The 19,290-nt window shown below is 69.5% G+C and carries 16 protein-coding genes and 1 riboswitch; of the genes, 11 read left to right on the plus strand and 5 right to left on the minus strand.

Annotation, left to right across the window (positions count from 1 at the left end; genetic code table 11):
- Nucleotides 1–4: 4 nt before the first annotated feature.
- Nucleotides 5–436, minus strand: a complete 432-nt coding sequence (locus tag C516_RS0100870) for a nuclear transport factor 2 family protein (protein ID WP_018716458.1) — start codon at nucleotides 434–436, stop codon at nucleotides 5–7.
- Entirely contained in the window at nucleotides 433–1,206 is a 774-nt protein-coding gene (locus tag C516_RS0100875; protein WP_018716459.1) for an SDR family NAD(P)-dependent oxidoreductase, read from the minus strand. Before C516_RS0100875 ends, C516_RS0100870 begins: the two co-directional genes overlap by 4 nt.
- A gap of 128 nt (nucleotides 1,207–1,334) precedes the next feature.
- On the opposite strand from C516_RS0100875, the gene C516_RS18125 reads away from it, so the two are divergent.
- From C516_RS18125 to arcC, 7 genes are all read left to right on the plus strand, one after another.
- A complete protein-coding gene (locus tag C516_RS18125) occupies nucleotides 1,335–2,270 on the plus strand; it encodes a MerR family transcriptional regulator (RefSeq protein ID WP_018716460.1) in 936 nt (311 codons plus the stop codon).
- On the plus strand, nucleotides 2,267–3,694 hold the full coding sequence (locus C516_RS0100885; RefSeq protein ID WP_018716461.1) for a cryptochrome/photolyase family protein: 1,428 nt from the start codon (nucleotides 2,267–2,269) through the stop codon (nucleotides 3,692–3,694). The genes C516_RS18125 and C516_RS0100885 overlap by 4 nt, the downstream gene beginning before the upstream one ends.
- Nucleotides 3,695–3,752: 58 nt before the next feature.
- The gene (locus C516_RS0100890; protein WP_018716462.1) at nucleotides 3,753–4,646 is read left to right on the plus strand and encodes a phosphoribosylaminoimidazolesuccinocarboxamide synthase; all 894 of its coding nucleotides are present in this window, start codon (nucleotides 3,753–3,755) and stop codon (nucleotides 4,644–4,646) included.
- Between the two features lie 295 nt (nucleotides 4,647–4,941).
- Nucleotides 4,942–6,390 carry a YfcC family protein gene (locus C516_RS0100895; RefSeq protein ID WP_018716463.1) on the plus strand — a complete coding sequence of 483 codons (1,449 nt, stop codon included), beginning with the start codon at nucleotides 4,942–4,944 and terminating at the stop codon, nucleotides 6,388–6,390.
- 12 nt (nucleotides 6,391–6,402) lie between these two features.
- Nucleotides 6,403–7,632: an arginine deiminase gene (locus C516_RS0100900; protein WP_018716464.1), complete on the plus strand. Its 1,230-nt coding sequence runs from the start codon at nucleotides 6,403–6,405 to the stop codon at nucleotides 7,630–7,632.
- Between the two features lie 17 nt (nucleotides 7,633–7,649).
- On the plus strand, nucleotides 7,650–8,651 hold the full coding sequence (gene argF, locus C516_RS0100905; protein ID WP_018716465.1) for an ornithine carbamoyltransferase: 1,002 nt from the start codon (nucleotides 7,650–7,652) through the stop codon (nucleotides 8,649–8,651).
- Between the two features lie 2 nt (nucleotides 8,652–8,653).
- Nucleotides 8,654–9,565, plus strand: a complete 912-nt coding sequence (gene arcC, locus C516_RS0100910; RefSeq protein WP_018716466.1) for a carbamate kinase — start codon at nucleotides 8,654–8,656, stop codon at nucleotides 9,563–9,565.
- Between the two features lie 68 nt (nucleotides 9,566–9,633).
- On the opposite strand, the gene C516_RS0100915 is transcribed toward arcC, so the two are convergent.
- From C516_RS0100915 to tkt, 3 genes are all read right to left on the minus strand, one after another.
- Nucleotides 9,634–10,812, minus strand: a complete 1,179-nt coding sequence (locus C516_RS0100915; RefSeq protein ID WP_018716467.1) for a phosphoglycerate kinase — start codon at nucleotides 10,810–10,812, stop codon at nucleotides 9,634–9,636.
- A gap of 62 nt (nucleotides 10,813–10,874) precedes the next feature.
- Complete coding sequence (gene gap, locus C516_RS0100920; RefSeq protein ID WP_018716468.1) at nucleotides 10,875–11,885, minus strand: type I glyceraldehyde-3-phosphate dehydrogenase; 1,011 nt, start codon at nucleotides 11,883–11,885, stop codon at nucleotides 10,875–10,877.
- A 25-nt stretch (nucleotides 11,886–11,910) separates the two neighbouring features.
- A complete protein-coding gene (gene tkt, locus C516_RS0100925) occupies nucleotides 11,911–13,905 on the minus strand; it encodes a transketolase (protein WP_018716469.1) in 1,995 nt (664 codons plus the stop codon).
- A gap of 576 nt (nucleotides 13,906–14,481) precedes the next feature.
- Here tkt and C516_RS0100930 point away from each other — a divergent pair.
- The 4 genes from C516_RS0100930 to ahcY all read left to right on the plus strand — a co-directional run bounded on the left by C516_RS0100930 (nucleotide 14,482) and on the right by ahcY (nucleotide 18,940).
- Nucleotides 14,482–15,291, plus strand: coding sequence for a glycine/sarcosine N-methyltransferase (locus tag C516_RS0100930; protein ID WP_018716470.1), 810 nt, complete (start codon nucleotides 14,482–14,484; stop codon nucleotides 15,289–15,291).
- Nucleotides 15,291–16,130, plus strand: coding sequence for a methyltransferase domain-containing protein (locus C516_RS0100935; protein WP_018716471.1), 840 nt, complete (start codon nucleotides 15,291–15,293; stop codon nucleotides 16,128–16,130). The genes C516_RS0100930 and C516_RS0100935 overlap by 1 nt, the downstream gene beginning before the upstream one ends.
- Before the next feature lie 94 nt (nucleotides 16,131–16,224).
- Complete coding sequence (gene metK / locus C516_RS0100940; RefSeq protein WP_026320849.1) at nucleotides 16,225–17,388, plus strand: methionine adenosyltransferase; 1,164 nt, start codon at nucleotides 16,225–16,227, stop codon at nucleotides 17,386–17,388.
- A 35-nt stretch (nucleotides 17,389–17,423) separates the two neighbouring features.
- Nucleotides 17,424–17,511: riboswitch (S-adenosyl-L-homocysteine riboswitch) on the plus strand.
- 13 nt (nucleotides 17,512–17,524) lie between these two features.
- Nucleotides 17,525–18,940 (plus strand): adenosylhomocysteinase, encoded by a 1,416-nt coding sequence (gene ahcY / locus C516_RS0100945; protein ID WP_018716473.1) that lies wholly within the window; start codon nucleotides 17,525–17,527, stop codon nucleotides 18,938–18,940.
- The last annotated feature ends 350 nt before the right edge of the window (nucleotides 18,941–19,290 follow it).

The following is a 19,290-nucleotide window of genomic DNA, read 5'->3' on the forward strand; positions in this document are numbered from 1 at the left end:
GGGTTCAGGGGGGCGTGACGGGCGCACTCAGGCGCCGGCGCAGCCAGCGCATGAGTGCCCCGAGCACCGGCAGGCGGGCGTAGAGCTGGCCGGCGGCGTCCCAGTAGTCCACGTGCTCGGCCACCCGGCCGTCGGCGGCGAAACGCACCCGCGAGACGCCGTCGATGGGCGGTAGCGCCCGGCCCCCGTTGAGCACGAGGTGGCCGCGCCAGCGCAGGTAGGCCACGTCGGCATCGCCGACGATCTCGGTGATCTCGAAGCGCACCCCCTCGCAGACCCGGAACATGTGCTCGAATACCCCGCGGACCGCGGCGACCCCGCGGACGTCGTTGAACGGATCGACGAAACGGGCGTCGTCGGTGAATACGGACTCGAAACGTGTCAGGTCCGCCGGCGTGAGCGCGGCGAAGAACGCCGCGTACTCCGGGGCGTTCACGCCAGCCTCCGCATCAGCGCGAAGTACAGCCGGTAGGGCAGCAGCCTCAGGAGCTTGAGCGTCCACCCGAGCCGCCTCGGGAAGAACACCTCGAAGCCGTTACCGTCGATACCGGCATGGATCGCCGCCGCGGCATCGGCGGGGTCCATGAGCTGGGGCATGCGGAAGTCATTGCGCTCCGTGAGCCGGCTCTTCACGAAGCCGGGACTGACCACGCGCAGTGCGATCCCGGCACGCTCCGCCTCGGGCCGCAGCGACTCGGCGAGGCTCAGCACCGCCGCCTTGGTGGAGCCGTAGGCGGCGGCCCGGGGCAGACCGCGGTAGGCCGAGAGACTGCCCATCACCAGCACCTGACCGCGCCCCCGGCGGCGCATCGCCGGCAGACAGGCGGCGAGACCGTTGACCGTGCCCAGGTAGTTGACCCGGATCAGGCGCTCGAATACCGCCGCATCGAGCTCGTCCAGACGCACGGGCTCGTAGTCGCCGGCGTTGAGGATCACTGTGTCGATCTCGCCATGATCGGCCTCCACGGTGGTCACCAGCGCGGCGAAGGCATCGGCGTCGGTGACGTCCAGGACCTGGGGGATGATCCGCCCCGGACCGGACGCCCGTTCCGCAAGGGCCTCCAGCGCGGCCCGGCGCCGGGCCGCGGCCACCACCCGCCAGCCGTGGGCGGCCAGGCGCACGGCCAGGGCCTCGCCGATACCGCTGCTGGCACCGGTGATCAGGGCCAGGCGGCCGTCTCCGGGCCGGTCTGTCTGGTTCGGCATGGCAACCTCGTGTTCGCTCGGCGCGGACAGTGGCCGGCGATGCCGGTCGCGGTCCGGCATGGCACCGGGATGATGTTGTACAATATTATTGTACAATCGGGTGCGTCATCCAGGGGGCACGAGTACGCATGTCACAAACGGAGCCGCAACAATCCGCCGTCGAACGTACCGGCGAGGGTCTGTACCCGATCCGTACGGTCTCCGCGCTCACCGGGGTCAATCCCGTGACGCTGCGCGCCTGGGAACGCCGCTACGGACTGATCCGGCCACAGCGCACACCCAAGGGCCACCGGCTCTACGCCGAGGCGGACATCGAGCGGATCCAGCACATCCTCCAGCTCCTGGACCAGGGCATCCCCATCGGCCAGACCCGCCGACTGCTCGACAGTGATGAGGCGCCCGTACCCATGCAGGCCGAGACCGGCGCAGCCGGCCCGTGGGAGGACTATCGTGAGCGCATGCGGCGCTCGATCGCCCGTTTCGACGCCGCTGCCCTGGAGGGGACGTACAACGAGGCACTCTCGCTGTACCCGGTCAACCTGGTCACCCGCGAGCTGCTCCAGCCCCTGCTCGCTGAGCTCGGCCTGCACCGGGACGGGCGCGAGGCGGTGACCGTGGCGGAGGAACGCTTCTTCCGGGCGTTCATCCGTAACAAACTCGGCGCCCGGCTCCATCATCAGGCCGGCCAGGCACGCGGCGCCCGCGTGATCGTCGCCGGTCTGCCCGGGGAGTGCGCCGAGACATCGCTGATGCTGTTCGCGCTCTCGGCCCTGGCCAGCGGCTACCGCGTGGTGCTGCTCGGCGCGGACACGCCGGTGGCACCACTCGTCGAAGTGGTGCGGCGCACGGACGCGCGGGCGGTGCTGCTGGTGGGCGAACACGCACCGGCGGATGACGTGGTACAGGCGGTTGCCGCGCTTGCGGAAACGCTGCCCTGCCCGGTTGCCGTCGGCGGCGACGCCGCCGAGCGCGTCTCGGATGCGCTGTCCGATGGCGGCGCCCACCCCCTCGGCAACCGTCCCGAGGAGGGCCTGGCCCACCTGCGCGAGCTGATGCATCCGTGACCCCGGTGATCGTCTGGTTCCGACGCGATCTGCGCCTGGCGGACAACCCGGCGCTGTCCGCCGCCGCGGAGGCCGGGCCGGTCTGCCCCGTCTACATCCACGACCCGGACGCCGACGGCGACTGGCGCCCCGGGGCGGCCAGCCGCTGGTGGCGGCACCACGCCCTGGCGTCGCTCGACGAGTCGCTGCGCGGACACGGCCTGCGGCTGGTGATCCGCCGGGGACCGGCCCTGGAGACGCTGCGCGCCCTCGTCCGCGAGACCGGGGCATCGGCGGTGCACTGGAACCGCCTCTACGACCCGGCGCCGGTGGCCCGTGACCGCAACGTCAAGCAGGCACTGCAGGCGGACGGGGTCGCCGTTCACAGCCACAAGGCCGCACTGCTCCACGAGCCCTGGACCGTGAAGACCGGCCAGGGCACGGACTACCGGGCGTTCACCCCGTTCTGGCGCGCCGCCCGCCGTGGCGGCGAGCCCGACTCGCCCCTGCCGGTCCCGGAACTCGCGGCCCCGGCGACGCTTCCGGCCGGCGAGCCTCTGGCGGCACTGGGGCTGCTGCCGCGGGTACGCTGGGACGCCGGCCTCGCCGGGCGCTGGCGACCCGGCGAGGCCGGTGCCCGGGAACGGCTGACGGCGTTCACACGGCACACGCTCGGGGATTACGGACGCGCCCGGGACTACCCGGGCGAGCCGGGCACGTCCGGGCTCTCGCCCCACCTCCACCACGGCGGCGTCAGCCCAAGACAGATCTGGTCGGCGGTCCGCAACGCGGATGACGGCGGCGGCGAGGCGGCAGAGGCGTTCCTCGCCGAGATCGGCTGGCGGGAGTTCGCGCACCACGTCCTCTTCCACCACCCGGAGCTGCCCGACGCGCCGCTCAACCCGCGCTTCGCGGCATTCCCCTGGCGGGAGGATCCCGGCGACCGGCTGCTCGGGGCCTGGCAGACGGGCCGCACCGGTTTCCCCATCGTCGACGCGGGCATGCGCGAGCTCTGGGTGACCGGCTGGATGCACAATCGCGTGCGCATGATCGCCGGCTCGCTGCTGGTCAAGAACCTGCGGCTGCCCTGGCAGGCCGGCGAGCGCTGGTTCTGGGACACCCTCGTGGACGCCGACCTGGCCAGCAACAGCCTCGGCTGGCAGTGGGTGGCGGGCAGCGGCGCTGACGCCGCCCCCTACTTCCGCATCTTCAACCCGGTCCGCCAGGGCGAGCGCTTCGACCCCGAGGGGGACTATGTCGCACGGTGGCTGCCGGCACTGGCGGCGCTGCCGCCACGCCATCGCCATGCCCCGTGGGCCGCGCCGGAGGGCGTGCTCCGTGACGCCGGCGTGCGCCTCGGCCGTGACTACCCCAGGCCGGTGGTCGACCTGAAGGCCAGCCGCGAGGAGGCCCTGGCGGCGTTCGAGCGGATCAAGCGCGGCTGAGCTGGTAGACTGGCGGCCCGCAAATCGGCACACGGGGCAGCGGCCCGGAGCGAGGACCATGGACACCCCCCACGCGCTATTCGAGAGCGATCTCCCCAGCCTGGAGCGGCTCGCCCGGGGCAAGGTGCGCGACATCTACGCCATCGACGACGAGCACCTGCTGATCGTCACCACCGACCGTATCTCCGCCTTCGACGTGGTGCTGCCGGACCCGATCCCGGGCAAGGGCGCCGTGCTCACCGCGCTGTCGCGGTTCTGGTTCGAGCGGCTGCGCCACATCGTCCCCAACCACCTCGCCGACAGACCCCTCACCGACGTGCTGCCGGACCCGGCGGAACGTGCCCAGGTCGAGGGCCGGGCGCTGGTGGTGCGACGCCTGGCGCCGCTGCCGGTGGAGGCCATCGCGCGGGGCTACATCATCGGCTCGGGCTGGAAGGACTACCAGGCGAACGGCTCGATCTGCGGCATCCCGCTGCCCGCCGGCCTGCGCCAGGCCGACCGCCTGCCGGAGCCCATCTTCACCCCCTCGACCAAGGCCGCGGTGGGCGAGCACGACGAGAACGTCGCCTTCGAGACCGTTGCCGGGCAGCTCGGTGCCGAGCGTGCGGCGACGGTCCGCGAAACGACGCTGCGCCTCTACACCGAGGCCGCGGACTATGCCCGCGAGCACGGCATCATCATTGCCGACACGAAGTTCGAGTTCGGGCTCGACCACGACGGTACGCTGGTGTGGATCGACGAGGCCCTGACCCCGGACTCCAGCCGCTTCTGGCCGGCGGATGCCTACCAGCCCGGCGGCTCGCCGCCAAGCTTCGACAAGCAGTTCGTTCGCGACTACCTCGAGACCCTGGACTGGGACAAGACCGCGCCGGCCCCGCACCTGCCGGCGGAGATCATCGAGCGCACTGCGGAGAAGTACCGCGAGGCCCAGCGCCGCCTCGGCGCCGGCTGAAACCGCGCCCCGCGCCACCCCGTCCCGACGCTGCGGCCGGGACGGGACCTCCGCCTCTTTTGCGCCGCGGCCGCCCTCACCACCCCCGGGCCGTCCCGTGCCCACCGGTATACGTCCGCATCACCACGCACTGCCCGCCGTCCCGGGGCATGCCGGTAGATTGCTAACGACTTGACCGGCGTCAACTGACACCCACGCGCATTCCGCCTATCGTTGACCTGGGTACACGAACACCCGGCCTCGCCGGAACAAGCCCCGTGGCGCAGCATTGCGCGTCAAAACAAGGAGAAGTGCCGTGTCTGCTGACCCCAACGCCCCGTCGCAGAAGGACCCGGAACTCACCTCTCGTTTCCCGACCGCCTATACCGTTCTCTTTCTTCTCATCGTCCTCGTGGCCGCGCTCACCTGGGTCATCCCCACGGGCAAGTACGAACGCACGATGAACGAGGCCGTGGGCCGCGAGGTCGCCGTTCCCGGCACCTACCAGGCCGTGGAGCCGAACCCGCAGGGCTTCGTCGACGTCATGCTCGCCCCCGTTGCCGGCTTCTACGACCCGGACAGCTATGCAGCGAACGCCATCGACGTGGCGCTGTTCGTGCTGTTCCTGGGGGGATTCCTCGGGGTCGTCAACGGCACCGGGGCCATCGACACCGGCATACGCGAGGCCATGCGCAAGCTTCAGGGTCACGAGATATGGATGATCCCCATACTCATGATCCTGTTCGCCATTGGCGGCACAACATACGGCATGGCCGAGGAGACGCTCGCCTTCTACGGCATCCTGGTCCCCGTCATGCTCGCCGCGGGCTACGACACCATCACTGCCGTCGCGGTCATCATGATCGGCGCCGGCATCGGTGTACTCGGCTCGACGATCAACCCGTTCGCCACCGTCATCGCCGCCAACGCGGCCTCGATCCCGTTCACCACGGGTATCGTGCTGCGCTTCGTCATACTCCTGGGCGGGCTGGCGCTGTGCATCGGCTACGTCATGGCCTATGCACGGCGCGTCAAGGCGGATCCGTCGCGCTCGGTCGTCGCCAAACAGCACGCCGCGCACAAGGCCTACTTCCTCAGGGGCGACGACGAGCAGAGCCATTCCTCGACGCTCACCACCACCCAGTCGATCGTCCTGGTGCTGTTCGGTCTCACCTTCGCGGTGATGATCTGGGGCGTGTCCTCCCAGGGCTGGTGGATGGCGCGGATGGGCGCGCTGTTCTTCGGCTCGGCGATCGTCATCGGCATCGTCGCGCGGATGGGCGAGAAGGAGCTCACCGGCCGCTTCGTCGACGGCGCCCGCGACCTGCTGGGCGTCGCCCTGGTGGTGGGCCTCGCCCGCGGCATCGTCGTGATCATGGACAAGGGCCTGATCGCCGACACGATCCTGCACAGCGCCGCCGAGACCCTCGGCGGACTCGGGCAGCTCGCCTTCATCAACCTGATGTTCTGGATCGAGGCGGCGATGAGCTTCTTCGTGCCCTCCTCCTCCGGGCTGGCGGTACTGTCCATGCCGATCCTGGCCCCGCTCTCGGATTTCGCCGGGGTCGGCCGGGAGCTCGTGGTCACCGCCTACCAGTCCGCGAACGGACTGGTGAACCTGATCAACCCGACCTTCGCCGTGGTGATCGGCGGCCTCGCCATCGGGCGCGTGCCCTACGACCGCTGGATCGCCTTCATCTGGCCACTGCTGCTGATGCTCACGATCTTCATCTCGGTCGTACTGAGTATCGGCACCTTGGTCTAGAGGGAAATCGACATGACCGCAACAACACTAGGCGTTCACTCGGAAACCGGCACGCTCCGGCAGGTCATCGTCTGCCGTCCGGGCCTCGCCCACCGCCGCCTGACGCCTTCGAACTGCGACGAGCTGCTCTTCGACGACGTCTTCTGGGTCAAGCAGGCGCAGAAGGACCACGACGTCTTCTCCGCCACCATGCGCGAGCAGGGTATCGAGGTCCTCGACGTCAACGAGCTGCTCGCGGAGACCCTCGACATCCCCGAGGCAAGGGCGTGGGTGCTCGATCACCGCGTCACCGCCGACCACATCGGCGTCGGCGCGCTCTCCGAGCTGCGCGCGTGGTTCGACGAACTGCCGGGCACCCGGCTCGCCGAGCACCTCCTCGGCGGGCTCACCGTCGACGAGGTGCCGTTCGAGCTCACCGGGCTGTTCGGCAGCTACCTGGGCCATCACGGGTTCCTTCTGCCTCCCCTGCCCAATGCCCTGTTCACACGGGACAACAGCGCCTGGATCTACGATGGCGTGACGGTGAACCCGATGTACTGGGCCGCCCGACGGCCGGAGACGCTGATCAACACCGCGATCTACCGGTATCACCCCACCTTCGCCGGCCGGGTGAACGTCCACTGGGGCGATCCGACACGCGAGCACGGGCTGGCGACCCTGGAGGGCGGCGATGTCATGCCGGTGGGCGACGCCACCGTGCTCGTGGGCATGGGCGAGCGTTCCTCGCCGCAGGCGGTGGGCCAGCTCGCGGTATCGCTGTTCGCCTCCGGCGCCGCGGAACGCGTGCTGGCCTTCAAGATCCCGCGCTCGCGGGCGTCGATGCACCTGGACACGATCTTCACCCTGTGCGGCGGCGATGTGGTCACCACGTTCAAGGAGGTCGCCGACGAGCTCGTGTGCTACGACATCCGCCCGGGCGCGGGGGACAAGCCGCTCGACTTCCGCCACGACCCGCGGCCGATCTTCGAGATCGTCGCCGAAGTGCTCGGCTACAAGCGCCTCCGGATCGTGCCGACCGGCGGCGAGTCCGAGGAGGAGCGCGCCCGCGAGCAGTGGAACGACGGCAACAACGTCCTCGCGCTGCGCCCGGGCGTGGTGATCGGCTACGACCGCAACGACGACACCAACGCCGCACTGAAGGCGGCCGGTGTCGAGGTCCTGGCGATCCCCGGCGCCGAACTCGGCCGCGGGCGCGGCGGCGGCCACTGCATGAGCTGCCCCACCGCCCGCGACCCGGCCTGAACAGCGAGGACCGAACCATGGCATTCAACCTCAAGAACCGGCATTTCCTGACCCTGCGCGACTATTCGCAAAAGGAGATCGCCTTCCTCCTGAAGCTGGCCGCCGACCTCAAGACGGCGAAGTACGCCGGCACCGAGGTGGCCAACCTGCAGGGCAAGGACATCGCCCTGATCTTCGAGAAGAATTCCACCCGAACCCGGGTGGGATTCGAGGTCGCGGCCTACGACCAGGGCGCACGCGTCACCTACCTCGGGCCGACAGGCACGCACCTCGGCAGCAAGGAGTCGGTGAAGGACACCGCGCGGGTGCTCGGCCGCGTCTACGACGCGATCGAGTACCGCGGCTTCGGTCAGAAGGTCGTGGAGACGCTGGCCGCCCACGCCGGGGTCCCCGTCTACAACGGACTGACCGACGAGTTCCACCCGACCCAGATCCTCGCCGACTTCCTGACCATGCAGGAGCACGCCGAGAAGCCGCTGCACGAGGTGAGCTACGCCTTCCTGGGCGACGCCGGCAACAACATGGGCGACAGCCTGCTCATCGGCGGTGCCAAGATGGGCATGGATGTACGGCTGTGCGCACCGAAGGCATGCTGGCCAGACGACGACATCCAGGCGGAGGCGAAGACCCTCGCCGCCGAGAGCGGCGCGCGGGTCACGGTCACCGAGAGCGTGGACGAGGCGGTCGAGGGCGTGGACTTCATCTACACGGACGTATGGCTGTCCATGGGCGAGCCGAAGGAGAAATGGGCCGAGCGGATCCGGCAGCTCTCGCCCTACCAGGTGACCACCGAGGTCCTGCGCCGCAGCGGCAACCCGCGGGTGCGCTTCATGCACTGCCTGCCGGCCTTCCACAACGCCGAGACCACCGTCGGCGCCGATATCGAGAAGGAGTTCGGCATGAGCGCGCTGGAGGTGACCGAGGAGGTGTTCGAGGGCCCGGCGTCGATCGTCTTCGACCAGGCCGAGAACCGCATGCACACCATCAAGGCGGTCCTGGTGGCCACACTGGGGGGCTGAGCATGCTGGTGGTGACCGCTCTGGGCGGCAACGCCCTGCTCGAACGCGGCGAGCCGCTAACCGCGGAGACCCAGCGCGCCAACGTCCGCCACGCCGCCGAGGCACTGGCCGGTATCGTCCGCGCCGGTCACGACCTCGTCATCACCCACGGCAACGGGCCCCAGGTGGGCCTGCTCGCCCTGCAGGGCGCGGCCTACAAGCCCGACGAGGCGTACCCTCTCGATGTCCTCGGGGCCGAGACCGAGGGCATGATCGGCTACATGATCGAGCAGGAACTGGAGAACATCCTGGATCACGACCGGCCGGTCGCGACGCTGCTGACACAGGTCGTCGTCGACGGCCATGACCCCGCCTTCGCCAGGCCGACCAAGTTCGTCGGGCCGGTCTACGACCGGGACGAGGCCGAGACCCGCGCGCAGGCTGCCGGCTGGTCGATCGCCCCGGACGGCGATAAGTGGCGGCGGGTCGTGCCCTCGCCCCGGCCGGTGGAGATCCCCGACCTCCGGGTGCTGCAGCTGCTCCTGGACCAGGGGGTGATCGTGATCTGCACGGGCGGCGGCGGCATTCCCGTCGTCCGCCGGGCGGACGGCGGGCTGGTCGGTATCGAGGCCGTGATCGACAAGGACGCGGCCAGCGCCCTGCTGGCACGGCAGCTCGGCGCCGACGCGCTGCTGATGCTGACCGACGTCGACGGGGTCTACCGGGGATTCGGCACCGACGGCGCGGAAAGGCTGGAACGGCTCACCGCCGCCGAGGCCCGCGCACTGGAACTGCCGGAGGGCTCGATGGCCCCCAAGGTCCGGGCAGCGTGCGAATTCGCCGAATCCGGCGGCCTCGCCGGCATCGGCCGCCTCCAGGACGCCGTCGCCATCCTCGAGGGCCGGGGCGGCACACAGATCCGCCCGGACACGTAGTCACCGCCCGTACCGGGGCGTCAGCCGGGTGGAGGCACCGGCCGGACCCAACGCCGTACCCGGCGTGGTCAGCCGGCCCGGGCCTCCAGCGCGGCGACGGCGGGCAGGGTCCGGCCCTCCAGGAATTCGAGGAAGGCACCGCCGCCGGTGGAGATGTAGGAGAGTTCATCACCGACGCCATAACGGGCGATGGCGGCCAGGGTGTCGCCGCCGCCGGCGATGGAGAACGCCGGGCTCGCCGCGATCGCCCGGGCCAGGGCCTCGGTGCCGTGGCCGAACTGCTCGTACTCGAACACGCCCACCGGCCCGTTCCAGACGATGGTGCCCGCGTCGCCCAGGTAGCCGGCGTAGCGCTTCGCCGTCTCCGGGCCGATGTCCAGGATCATCTCGCCCTCGGCCACCTCGGCCACCGGCTTCACGGTGGCGGCGGCACCCTCGGAGAGCTCGCCGGCCACGACCACATCCGTGGGCACGGGGATCTCACTGCCGCGCGCCCGCGCCGTCTCCATCAGCCGCCGGGCCTCGTCCACCAGGTCGGCCTCGTAGAGCGAGTCGCCCACCGGATGACCCGCCGCGGCGATAAAGGTGTTGGCGATGCCGCCGCCGACGATGAGCTGGTCCACCCGGGGCGCCAGTCGCTCCAGGACGGTGAGCTTGGTGGAGACCTTGGAGCCGCCGACGATCGCGACCATCGGCCGTGCCGGATGCTCCAGTGCCTTGCCGAGGGCGTCCAGCTCGGCGGCCAGCAGCGGTCCGGCGCAGGCCTCGGGGGCGAAGCGGGCGACGCCGTGGGTCGAGGCCTGGGCGCGGTGGGCGGTGCCGAAGGCATCCATGACGTAGACGTCGCACAACGCGGCCATGCGCCGGGCCAGGTCCTCGTCGTCCGCCTTCTCGCCGGCGAGAAAGCGGACGTTCTCGCAGAGCACGAGCTCGCCGGGGTCGACCTCGACACCGTCGATCCAGTCCCGCTCCACGCGCACCGGCCGGCCCAGCAGCTCACCGAGCCGCGCGGCCACCGGGGCCATGGAATCCGCCTCGCTGAACACGCCCTCCGTGGGACGGCCGCGATGGCTGACCACCATCACCCGCGCCCCGGCGGCCAGCGCCCCCTCCATGGTGGGCAGCGAGGCACGGATACGGGTGTCGTCGGTGACCACGCCGTCCCGTACGGGGACGTTGAGGTCCTCGCGAATGAGCACGCGCCGGCCGGCGAGCTCGAGATCCTCCATTCGCTTGACCGCGGCCATGCTTGCTACTCCCTGTCCGGATTCATGTCGGCATCCGCGCCTCGCCCGGCGCGGGTCGTAAGCTAGCGCCCCGCCATCAGCTCCGCGACGTCGAGCATCCGGTTGGCGAAGCCCCATTCGTTGTCGTACCAGGCACAGACCTTGACCAGCCGCCCGCCCGTGACCCGCGTGAGCGCCGTGTCCACGATGGCCGAACGGGGGTCGTGCATGAAGTCGGAGGACACCAGCGGCTCGTCGCTCACGCCCAGCACGCCCGCGAGCGCCCCCTCGGCGGCGTCGCGGAGCACCCGGTTGACGGCATCCACGTCCGTTTCCTGCGCGGCGAAGAAGGTGAAATCCACCATCGAGACGTTGATCGTCGGCACGCGCACGGCGTAACCGTCCAGCCGGCCGGCGAGCGCCGGCAGCACCCGCTCCACCGCCCGGGTCGCCCCGGTGCTCGTGGGTATCTGGTTCACCGCGGCCGCGCGGGCGCGCCGCGGGTCCTTGTGATAGACGTCGCTCAGGACCTGGTCGTTGGTATAGGCGTGGATCGTGCACATCTGCCCGCTCTCCACGCCGAAGGCCTCGTGCAGGGGCAGGACCAGGGGCGCCAGGCAGTTGGTCGTGCACGAGGCGTTGGAGACGATGCGTTCGTCGCCGCGGAGGCTGTCGTGGTTGACGCCGTAGACCACGGTCGCATCCACGTCATCCCCACCCGGCGCGGAGATCAGCACCCGCGACGCACCGGCATCGAGGTGGGCCGAGGCCTTCTCGCGGCCGGCGAAACGGCCGGTGCACTCCATCACCAGGTCCACCCCGAGGTCGCCCCAGGGCAGCCGGGCCGGGTCCCGTTCGCCGAGCATGCGCACGGCCTCGCCGTTGACCGTCAGCGCGTCCCCGGCGAGCGTCACGGCCCCCGGAAAGGGCCCGTGGGCGGTGTCGTGGCGCATCAGGTGCGCGTTGACGGAGGGCTCGCCCAGGTCGTTGACGGCCACCACGCGCAGCCGGTCGCTGCGTCCGGACTCGTAGAGCGCGCGCAGTACCGCGCGCCCGATGCGGCCGAAGCCGTTGATACCGATGGTGACCGCCATGGCCTCCCCTCCCTGACGGAGCGCCTCACAGCTGGGCGCGCGTGGCCTCCAAGACCGCGTCCGCGGTGATCCCGAAGTGCTCGTAGACGGCGCCGCCGGGGGCGGACTCGCCGAAGTTATCGACGCCGATCACCCGCCCGGTGGCCCCGACGAGACGCCACCAGGGATCCGGCAGCCCGGCCTCCACGGCAACCCGGGCGGTCACCGCCGGCGGCAGGACCGTCTCGCGGTAGTCCGCCGGCTGGGCCAGGAAGAGGTCCATGCAGGGCATGGAGACCACCCGCACACGGCGGCCCTCCTCGGCCAGGCGCGCCGCGGCGGCCGTCGCCAGCTCGACCTCGGAGCCGCTGGCGACGAGGATCGCCTCCGGCGTGCCGGCGCAGTCGCGCAGGACATAGCCGCCGCGCCGGATATCGGCGAGCTGGCCGGCATCCCGGGGCTGGTGCGCGGTCTTCTGGCGCGAGAGCGCCAGCGCGGAAGGCCCGTCGGTGCGCTCCAGCGCCGCCTGCCACGCGGCCATGGTCTCGGGCACGTCGCAGGGGCGCCACACCGCCAGGTTCGGGATCAGACGCAGGCTCGCCAGGTGCTCGACGGGCTGATGGGTCGGGCCGTCCTCACCCAGGCCGATGGAGTCGTGGGTGAAAACGAACACGTTGCGCTGCTTCATCAGCGCGGCCATGCGCACGGCATTGCGGGCGTAATCGGAGAACACCAGGAAGGTGCCACCATAGGGCACGAACCCGCCGTGCAGGGCGATGCCGTTCATCGCCGCCGCCATGCCGAACTCGCGCACGCCGTAGAAGACGTAGTTGCCGTCGCCGTCGGCGGCGGTCACCGGCGTGCAGTCCGCCCACCAGGTGTTGTTGGAGCCCGTGAGATCGGCGGAGCCGCCGAGGAGCTCCGGCATGTACGGCCCGACGGCATTGAGCGCGGCCTGCGAGGCCTTGCGCGTGGCCATCGAGTCGCCGGCCTCCTGGGCCTGGGCGATGGCCGCCTCCAGGTGCCCGGCCAGGCGCTCGGGCAGCTCGCCGGCCATGCGCCGGCGGAAGTCCCGGGCGAGCTCGGGATGAGCGGCCTCGTACGCGGCGAAGGTCTCGCGCCACTGCGCCTCGGCGCGCTCGCCCTCACTCCGGGCGTCCCAGCCGGCGTAGACGGTGTCCGGCACCTCGAACGGGCCGTACTCCCAGCCGAGGAACTCCCGGGTCGCCTGGATCTCGTCGTCGCCGAGCGGTGCGCCGTGCACCCCGTGGGTGCCGCAGACGTTGGGCGCACCGAAGCCGATGACGGTCTTGGCGCAGATCAGCGAGGGCCGGTCGGTGACCGAGCGCGCCTCCTCGAAGGCCCGCCGCACGGCCTCGGCGTCGTGGCCGTCGACATCGCGCACGACGTGCCAGCCGTAGGCCTCGAAACGCGTGGGGGTGTCGTCGGTGAACCAGCCCTCGACCTTGCCGTCGATGGAGATGCCGTTGTCGTCGTACACCCCGATGAGCTTGCCGAGCCCGAGGGTGCCCGCGAGCGAGCAGGACTCGTGGGAGACGCCCTCCATCAGGCAGCCGTCACCGAGGAACACGTAGGTGTGGTGGTCGACGATGGTATGGCCCGGGCGATTGAACTGCGCCGCCAGGACCTTCTCCGCCAGCGCCATGCCCACCGCGTTGGCGAGCCCCTGTCCCAGCGGACCGGTGGTGGTCTCGACACCGGGGGTGTAGCCCACCTCCGGGTGCCCCGGGGTGCGTGAGTTCAGCTGGCGGAACGACTTGAGGTCCTCCAGCGACAGATCGTAGCCCGACAGGTGCAGCAGCGCGTACTGGAGCATCGAGCCGTGCCCGTTGGAGAGCACGAAGCGGTCGCGGTTGACCCAGTGCGGATTGCCCGGATTGTGGCGGAGGAAGTCGTTCCAGAGCACCTCCGCGATATCGGCCATGCCCATGGGCGCCCCCGGATGCCCGGAGTTGGCGCGCTGCACGGCGTCCATGGCCAGGGCACGGATGGCGTTCGCGAGTTCGCGGCGAGAAGGCATGCGGTGAGGTCTCCCGGATCAGCTGGTGGCGCAGGGCCGGCGCCCGCCAGGCTCCGCGCCGGCGCACGCCGCAGGGCGGTAATTCTCGCCAAGTTCCCGCAATGTGGCAAGCCAACGCCGGGTGCCGACAAGCGGCGCAGGGACCGGCGGCAAAAGGCCCGGCGCGGGGCGCGCCGGGCCCGGGTAACCACATCGTCACGAAATCACCTTTGAAATTCATGACGTCCTGAACCACCATGTAGTGAATTCATAACGAACATGTCCCCGCTTCAGGCTGCAGGGCGGCTCGATGAACGCCGCTTATGGGTCTACACGTCGGCGGGGGCTTTAGGCGATAAGCCGTCTCTTCCGGCCACCGGCCGGCCAGCGAAAGAGCCAGCAGCGACAGGGACGACGTGGCGCGTGAACGTGCCGCGGTGAGGCAGCACAACGGGCGCTCCCCCCGTAGCGGGGACGGGCATGCCCGGCTGCCAAGCGCAACGACGAACACGTGGAGACCGAGTCCCCGGACCGGGGGCGGCCGGCGCCGCCCCGCGCGGACCGGGATTTCAACCGTCCACAGGAAGGGCCACGACCATGGCGACACAAGAGAAGCAGGACTTCGGGAACAACCCGATAGAGGTGAGGGAAAGCGAACACTATCAGCAGGAGTACATCGAGGGCTTCGTCGACAAGTGGGACGAGCTCATCGACTGGGACAGCCGCGCCGAGAGCGAGGGCGACTTCTTCATCGACCTGCTGCGCGAGCGCGGCGTGAAGAGCGTGCTCGACGTCGCCACCGGCACCGGCTTCCACTCCGTGCGCCTGCTCGAGGCCGGCTTCGAGGTCGTCAGCTGCGACGGCAGCCCCGAGATGCTCGCCAAGGCCTTCGAGAACGGCCGGCAGCGTGGCCACATCCTGCGCACGGTGCAGGTGGACTGGCGCTGGCTGAACCGCGACATCCACTGCCACTACGACGCGGTGATCTGTCTCGGCAACTCCTTCACCCACCTGTTCTCCGAGCACGACCGGCGCAAGGCCCTGGCCGAGTTCTACGCCACACTCAAGCACGACGGCGTGCTGATCCTCGATCAGCGCAACTACGACGCCATCCTCGACGTCGGCTACTCCAGCAAGCACACCTTCTACTACTGCGGCGACCACGTCTCGGTCTACCCCGAGCACATGGACGACGGTCTCGCCCGGTTCAAGTACGAGTTCAACGACGGCTCCGTCTACCACCTCAACATGTTCCCGCTGCGCAAGGAGTACACGCGTCGGCTCATGCACGAGGTCGGTTTCCAGCACATCGACACCTACGGCGACTTCCAGGAGACCTACCGGGAGACGGAGCCGGACTTTTTCGTCCACGTCGCCGAGAAAAGCTATGAACAGGAGGACGCGTAATGGCTGCGACCTACACGGCAGCGGTTGAGACCGCGCGCGAGTACTACAACAGCGACGACGCCGATAACTTCTACTACACGGTCTGGGGTGGCGAGGACATCCACATCGGGCTGTACAACAGCTCCGAGGAGCCGGTCTACGACGCCAGCCGGCGCACCGTCGCACGCATGGCCGAGAAGCTGCCGAAGATCGACGCGGAGACCCGCGTGCTCGATGTCGGCGCCGGCTACAGCGGCTCCGCGCGCTACCTCGCCAGGACCTACGGCTGCCACGTGACCGCGCTCAACCTCTCCGAGAAGGAGAACGAGCGGGCCCGGCAGAAGAATCGCGAGCAGGGCGTGGACCACCTCGTGGAGGTCATCGACGGCAGCTTCGAGGACCTGCCCTTCGACGACGCGAGCTTTGACGTGATCTGGTCCCAGGACGCGATCCTCCACAGCGGCGACCGTCCCAAGGTCCTGCGCGAGGTCGCGCGGGTGCTGCGCCCGGGCGGGCACTTCGTGTTCACCGACCCGATGCAGACGGACGACTGCCCGGAGGGCGTGCTCGATCCGATCTACGCGCGCATCCACCTCGAGACCCTCGGCTCCCCCGGCTTCTACCGCCGCGAGCTCAAGGGCCTCGGCTTCGAGGAGGTGGACTTCGAGGATCACACCGAGATGGTCGCGACCCATTACGGGCGCATCCTCAAGGCGCTCACCGAGCACGAGGCCGATGTGGGCAAGCGGGTCAGCAAGGACTACATCAAGCGGATGAAGACCGGCCTGCAGCACTGGGTCGACGGCGGCCACAAGGGCTACCTGGCCTGGGGTATCTTCGTCTTCCGCAAGGCGGACTGAGAATAGATCGCCGCGGGGCCCGGACGGCCCCGCGTTCGTTTCAACGGGCAAGGACCGTTAGAATGCCCGGTTCACCCATGACAGAGAGTGATTCATGAGCAAGAAGTATCTCTTTACCTCGGAATCCGTTTCTGAAGGCCACCCGGACAAGATGTGCGACCAGATCTCCGATGCGATTCTGGACGCCTACCTCGCCCAGGACCCGAAGGCGCGCGTCGCCGCCGAGTCCGTCGCCCAGACGGGCATGGTGCTGATCGCCGGCGAGACCAAGTCCTCGGCCACCGTGGACATCGAGAAGATCGTGCGCGACACGGTCGCCGAGATCGGCTACGACAGCTCCGAGAAGGGCTTCGACTACGCCACCTGCGCGGTGCTCAACGCGCTCGGCGCACAGTCCGAGGACATCAACCAGGGCGTCGACCGCAGCCGCCCGGAGGATCAGGGCGCCGGCGACCAGGGCCTGATGTTCGGCTACGCGTGCAACGAGACCGACACCCTCATGCCCGCGCCGATCGACTTCGCCCACCGCCTGGTGCGCAAGCACTCGGAGCTGCGCAAGAACGGCACGCTCCCCTGGCTGCGTCCCGACGCCAAGAGCCAGGTCACCTTTGCCTACGACGACGCCGGCCGGGTCACGGGCTGTGACGCCGTGGTGCTGTCCACCCAGCACGACGACGACATCACCCAGGAGCAGATCCACGAGGCGGTGATGGAGCACATCGTCAAGCCGGTGCTGCCGTCCGAGTGGCTGCACGGCGACACGAAGTTCCACATCAACCCGACCGGGCGGTTCGTCACCGGCGGCCCCCTCGGCGACTGCGGCCTGACCGGGCGCAAGATCATCGTCGACACCTACGGCGGCATGGCCCGTCACGGTGGTGGCGCGTTCTCCGGCAAGGACCCGTCCAAGGTCGACCGTTCCGCCGCCTATGCGGCACGCTACGTGGCCAAGAACGTCGTCGCCGCCGGTCTCGCCGACAAGTGCGAGGTCCAGCTCTCCTACGCCATCGGCGTGGCCGAGCCGACCTCCGTGATGCTCGAGACCTTCGGCACCGGCAAGATCGACAACAGCCAGCTCACCGACATCGTCCGTGAGATCTTCGACCTGCGCCCGTTCGGCATCCTCAAGATGCTCGACCTGGAGCGTCCGATCTACGCCGGCACCGCCGCCTACGGGCACTTCGGCCGCGTGGACATCGACCTCCCCTGGGAGAAGACCGACAAGGCCGACGCGCTTCGTCAGGCCGGCGGCAAGTAAGCACGACAACGCCCATGCCCTTTAAGGGCACGTCCGTTGCCGAGGAGCGCTGCAACCCCCGAAGCATCGTGGGGGCCAGGCTCGGCGGACGGACGCGACATTCGACAACGGCGCTCGGTGACCAACGGAGTGAACCATGAACGCAGTCGTGGACAACACCCGCACCGACCACCACGTTGCCGATCTCGCCCTTGCCGACTGGGGTCGCAAGGAGATCGCTATCGCCGAGACCGAGATGCCCGGTCTCATGGCGCTGCAGGAGAAGTACGGCAAGGAAAAGCCCCTCAAGGGCGCGAAGATCGCCGGCTCGCTGCACATGACCATCCAGACCGCCGTGCTCATCGAGACATTGGTCGAGCTGGGTGCCGAGGTCCGCTGGGCCTCCTGCAACATCTACTCCACCCAGGACCATGCCGCCGCGGCCATCGCCGACCAGGGCATCCCGGTGTTCGCCTACAAGGGCGAGAGCATGGAAGAGTACTGGGAGTTCACCCACCGAATCCTCGACTGGCCGAACGAGGACGGTCCGAACCTGATCCTCGACGACGGTGGCGACGCGACCGGCGTGGTCATGGTCGGCGCCAAGGCCGAGCAGGACCCCTCCATCCTCGACAACCCGAGCAACGAGGAGGAGCGCGCCCTCTTCCCCGCGATCAAGAAGCGGCTCGAGGAGCGCCCGGGCTTCTACACCCGCATCAAGGAGCAGATCCGCGGGGTCAGTGAGGAGACCACCACCGGCGTCAACCGCCTCTACCAGATCGCCCGCGACGAGGGCCTGCCCTTCCCGGCGATCAACGTGAACGACTCGGTGACCAAGTCCAAGTTCGACAACCTCTACGGTTGCCGCGAGTCGCTGGCCGACGGCATCAAGCGCGCCACCGACGTGATGGTCGCCGGCAAGACCGCCGTGGTCGCCGGCTACGGCGACGTCGGCAAGGGCTCCGCGCAGAGCCTCAAGGGCCTCGGCGCCCAGGTCTGGGTCACCGAGATCGACCCCATCTGCGCGCTGCAGGCCGCGATGGAGGGCTTCCGCGTGGTGACCATGGACTACGCCGCGGACAAGGCGGACATCTTCGTCACCGCCACCGGCAACTACCAGGTCATCACCCACGAGCACATGAAGGCCATGAAGAACGAGGCCATCGTGTGCAACATCGGGCACTTCGACAACGAGATCGACGTGGCCTCCCTCCAGCAGTACGAGTGGGACGAGATCAAGCCGCAGGTCGACCATATCGTCTTCCCCGACGGCAAGAAGATCATCCTGCTCGCCCAGGGCCGGCTGGTGAACCTGGGCTGCGGCACCGGCCACCCGAGCTTCGTGATGTCCAACAGCTTCTCCAACCAGGTGCTCGCGCAGATGGCGCTGCATGCCAACAAGGGCGAGTACGAGAAGGAGGTGTACATCCTGCCGAAGCACCTCGACGAGGAGGTCGCCCGGCTGCACCTGGAGAAGATCGGAGCCGATCTCACCGAGCTCAGCAACGAGCAGGCGGCCTACATCGGCGTCTCCAAGGAGGGGCCGTACAAGCCGGAGCACTACCGCTACTGATCCCGTAGCGGCTGCTCACGAGCCAGAGAGGGCGCGGCATCTGCCGCGCCCTTTTTCTTTGGTGCATCGCGAAGCAGCGACAAACACCGCCCGCCCCCACGGCCGTCATTCCTCCCCGACGACTGCCGGTTGCCGTCAAGCAACCGGGCTGCGGCGGCAACGGCGCCGTGCACGGCCGTGGGCCGTGGGCGACGTCCCCCAGCGAAACCATCGAGACGTCGCACACCTGCGGTGCACGACCCACGCGCCCCATCAGCCGTGACCCCGAGTAGCCCGGGTAGGTCGGTTGCTCCTGGCAACCGACAGCCATGACCATGGTTCTCGGTAGCCGACGACCGCCGCCCACCACC

Origin of the sequence: Arhodomonas aquaeolei DSM 8974 (genome assembly GCF_000374645.1) — a bacterium.
In the GTDB taxonomy this organism is placed as follows: domain Bacteria; phylum Pseudomonadota; class Gammaproteobacteria; order Nitrococcales; family Nitrococcaceae; genus Arhodomonas; species Arhodomonas aquaeolei.